The 4,148-nt window shown below is 67.1% G+C and carries 3 protein-coding genes; 2 read left to right on the plus strand and 1 reads right to left on the minus strand.

The annotated features are described in order from the left end of the window. On the minus strand, nt 1–544 hold a 544-nt coding region (locus tag AC1D1T_RS30615; protein ID WP_477993183.1), incomplete at its 3' end, for a PP2C family protein-serine/threonine phosphatase. A 140-nt stretch (nt 545–684) separates the two neighbouring features. Here AC1D1T_RS30615 and nirB point away from each other — a divergent pair. Both nirB and nirD read left to right on the plus strand, forming a co-directional pair. Continuing rightward, complete coding sequence (nirB, locus tag AC1D1T_RS30620) at nt 685–3,147, plus strand: nitrite reductase large subunit NirB (RefSeq protein ID WP_477993185.1); 2,463 nt, start codon at nt 685–687, stop codon at nt 3,145–3,147. Further along, nucleotides 3,144–3,530 (plus strand): nitrite reductase small subunit NirD, encoded by a 387-nt coding sequence (gene nirD, locus AC1D1T_RS30625; RefSeq protein WP_477826880.1) that lies wholly within the window; start codon nt 3,144–3,146, stop codon nt 3,528–3,530. Before nirB ends, nirD begins: the two co-directional genes overlap by 4 nt. Nucleotides 3,531–4,148 lie beyond the last annotated feature (618 nt).

Here is a 4,148-nt window from a genome sequence, read left to right on the forward strand (position 1 = left end):
CGAACAGGTCGCCGGTCTGCAGCTCGGCCTGCAGGTAGTCGACGCGCACGCCGTCGTCCAGGCCGATCGCGCGGGTCAGGCGGCCGCGCTGGTCGGGGTGGTCGAAGCCGTGGTCCTGCGTCAGCTGTACCAGCTCATCGCCACGCAGCAGGTGGGCGCGGGTGTCGCCCACGTGCGCCAGCGTGAAGCCGTGGCCGCGCAGCACGAGGGCGGTCAGCGTCGTCATGCCCATCGCGTCGTGCGCGCTGCGCTGGCGGCGCCGGTTGTGGTCGACCAGCCAGCGGTTCTGCGCGGCGATCACGCGGTCGAGGATGGCGGTGGCATGCCAGGTGTCGGGCGCCGCGAAGTAGTCCTGCACGACGCTCATCGCGGTGGTCTGCGCCGCTTCGAGGCCGAGGCCGCCGGACGACACGCCGTCGGCGATCGCCGCGATCAGCCCGCGCGCGGCGTCGTCGCCCTCGGGCACCAGGCAGGCGGCGAAGTCCTCGTTGCGCGGACGCGGGCCCGCGAGGCTGAAGTGGCCGATCTCGACGTCAAAGCTCATCAGGAAACCTTCGTGCTACGCACGCCGGTATGTGCCCTTGGGGCGGCCCGGCGGGCACATGGTCCGCGAGCGTAGCGCGTATCCCGTTGGCACCCCCTTTGCTTTTATCGCTGCGCAAGCGGCTGGAACTGGAGCGTGTGATGAAGAAGATGAAACTCGTGATGGTGGGCAACGGCATGGCCGGGGTGCGCACGCTGGAGGAACTGCTGAAGATCGCGCCCGACCTGTATGACATCACCGTCTTCGGGGCCGAGCCGCACCCGAACTACAACCGCATCCTGCTGAGCCCGGTGCTGGCCGGCGAGCAGACGCTCGACGAGATCGTGCTGAACCCGCTGAGCTGGTACGAGGAGCACGGCATCACGCTGCACCTGGGCAAGAAGGTGGTCGACGTGGACCGGCGCAACCGCGTCGTGCGCGCGGCCGACGGCACCGAGGAGCGCTATGACCGGCTGCTGGTCACGACCGGCTCGAACCCGTTCATCCTGCCGATCCCCGGCAAGGACCTGGAGGGGGTGATCGCCTACCGCGACATCGCCGACACCAACACGATGATCGAGGCCGCCACTCGCTACAAGCACGCGGTGGTGATCGGCGGCGGGTTGCTGGGGCTGGAGGCCGCCAACGGGCTGATGCTGCGCGGCATGCAGGTCAGCGTGGTGCACGTGGCGCCGTGGCTGATGGAGCGCCAGCTGGACGACACCGCCGGCAAGCTGCTGCAGAAGTCGCTGGAGGCGCGCGGGCTGAAGTTCCTGATCGGCGCGAACACGCAGGCGCTGATCGGCGACCGCGAGGCCGGCAAGGCGGGCCGCGTGATGGCGGTGCAGTTCAAGGACGGCACCGAGGTGCCGGCCGACCTGGTGGTGATGGCGGCCGGCATCCGCCCGAACACCGAGCTGGCCGAGAAGATCGGCCTGCATTGCAACCGCGGCATCGTCGTCACCGACACGATGCAGACGGTGACCGACCCGCGCATCTACTCGGTCGGCGAGTGTGCGGCGCACCGCGGCATCGCGTACGGGCTGGTGGCGCCGCTGTTCGAGCAGGGCAAGGTGTGCGCGACGCACCTGGCGGAGTTCGGCATCGGCCGCTACACCGGCTCGCAGACCTCGACCAAGCTGAAGGTGACCGGCATCGACCTGTTCTCGGCCGGCAACTTCATGGGCGGGRCCGACTGCGAGGAGATCGTGATGAGCGATCCGTTCGGCGGCGTCTACAAGAAGCTGGTGATCAAGGACGACAAGCTGGTCGGCGCCTGCATGTACGGCGACACGGTGGATGGCAGCTGGTACTTCAAGCTGCTCAGAGAGGGCCGCACGATCTCCGACATCCGCGACAAGCTGATGTTCGGCGAGTCGAACATCGGCGACACCGGGCATGAAGGCCACAACAAGGCGGCCGCGATGGCCGACAGCGACGAGGTCTGCGGCTGCAACGGCGTCACCAAGGGGACGGTCTGCAAGGCCATCAAGGAGAAGGGCCTGTTCACGCTGGAGGAGGTGCGCAAGCACACGAAGGCGAGTGCGTCGTGCGGCTCGTGCACCGGGCTGGTCGAGCAGCTGCTGATGTTCACTGCGGGGGGCGACTACTCGGCGACGCCGAAGAAGAAGGCGATGTGCGGCTGCACCGACCACAGCCACCAGGAGGTGCGCGACGTGATCCGCAACGAGAAGCTGCTGTCGATCGCATCGGTGTACCAGACGCTGGCGTGGCGCACGCCGAACGGCTGCTCGAGCTGCCGGCCGGCGGTGAACTACTACCTGATCAGCACCTGGCCGAAGGAGGCGCAGGACGATCCGCAGTCGCGCTACATCAACGAGCGCAGCCACGCCAACATCCAGAAGGACGGCACCTACAGCGTGATCCCGCGCATGTGGGGCGGCGAGACGACGGCGGATGAACTGCGGCGCATCGCCGATGCGGTGGACAAGTACAAGATCCCGACCGTCAAGGTGACCGGCGGCCAGCGCATCGACCTGCTGGGCGTGAAGAAGGAGGACCTGGTCAACGTCTGGAAGGACATCGGCATGCCCTCGGGCCATGCGTATGCGAAGGCCTTGCGCACGGTGAAGACCTGCGTGGGTTCGGAGTGGTGCCGTTTCGGCACGCAGGACAGCACGCAGATGGGCAAGGACCTGGAGCGTGCGCTGTGGCGGATGTATGCGCCGCACAAGGTGAAGCTGGCGGTGAGCGGCTGCCCGCGCAACTGTGCCGAGTCGGGCATCAAGGATGTCGGCGTGATCGGCGTCGATTCGGGCTGGGAGATCTATGTGGGCGGCAACGGCGGCATCAAGACCGAGGTGGCGCATTTCTTCGTGAAGCTGAAGACGGCCGAGGAGGTGCTGGAGTACAGCGGTGCGTTCCTGCAGCTGTACCGCGAGGAAGGCTGGTACCTGGAGCGCACGGTGCACTGGATCGGGCGTGTGGGCCTCGACTACGTGAAGAAGAAGATCCTCGACGATGCCGAAGGCCGCGTGGCGCTGTGGGAGCGATTGAAGTTCTCGCTCGATGGCGAGCCCGATCCGTGGTTCGATTTCGACAAGGCGCGGGTCGACACCCGGCAGTTCACGCCGGTTGCAGCAGCCCTGGGAGAAGCACGATGAGCCAGTGGCAAGCCATTTGTCGCGTTGACGACATCCCGGTGCTGGGCTCGCGCCGCGTGGCGCGTGATGTGGGCGTTGACGTCGCGATCTTCCGCAACGACCAGGACGAGGTGTTCGCGCTGCTCGACCGCTGCCCGCACAAGGGCGGCCCGCTGAGCCAGGGCATCGTGTTCGGCAAGAGCGTCGCGTGCCCGCTGCACAACTGGACGATCGGGCTGGACGACGGGTGTGCCCGGGCGCCTGACGACGGTTGCACGCCGAGGTTTGCGGTGCACGTGTCGAATGGCGTGGTGCACCTCGATGCCGTCGAGTTGGCACAGCATGCGATCGATCTCGTTCGGCCTGTGGCGGGTCCGAAGGTCATTCCGGTGGTGGTGGGCTGATGGCTCCGTCGGCGCGGCAAAGGCGCGGGTGGGCAGGCTGTGGCTCGCCGGCCGGTGCGGTCCTCGCCCCGGGGGGGCGAGGACTGCCCTCCGCTGACTGCTTTCATGGCCCGTCGCCGAAACTCCCGCCACTCACTTCGTTCGTTGTGGTCAAACAGTCGGCGACAGTCAGTTCACGAAGCGTGCTGGCGCACGCGGGCCAWGAAACCAGCCAGCTCCGGCGCCCCGTCCTKATTGGCGCTCCACAGCCTSCCCACCCRCGCCTTTGTGGCACCACCGTGCTCCTTCGGGGGGYAACAAGCGAACAAGTGAAGGTTGATCCCCGGGTTGTCACCCGGGCTACGTGTAGCCCGGATGCAGCGCAGCGGAATCCGGGGTTCAACCCTCACTTCAAATACCCTCGAACACGAACCGTCGGCTCCTCGCGGCGGGCGGTAGGCCCGTGGGGGGCGATTTCTGAGGCGACGAAGAAGATCGGCTTCGGGGGTGGCGTGCGCAGCACGCTTCGTAGACTGACTCATCGCCACTGTTTGACCACAACGAACGAAGTGAGTGGAGGGAGTTTGGCGATGCACCCACGGAGCCGATCTTCTTCGTGGAGTCGACGCCCCCAGGGCG

This window comes from Rhizobacter sp. P2_H3 (genome assembly GCF_056403355.1).

Bases quoted from the DNA above. Each gene is read 5' to 3' on its own strand.
- nirD (WP_477826880.1), top strand. From the start codon at position 3,144: ATGAGCCAGTGGCAAGCCATTTGTCGCGTTGACGACATCCCGGTGCTG.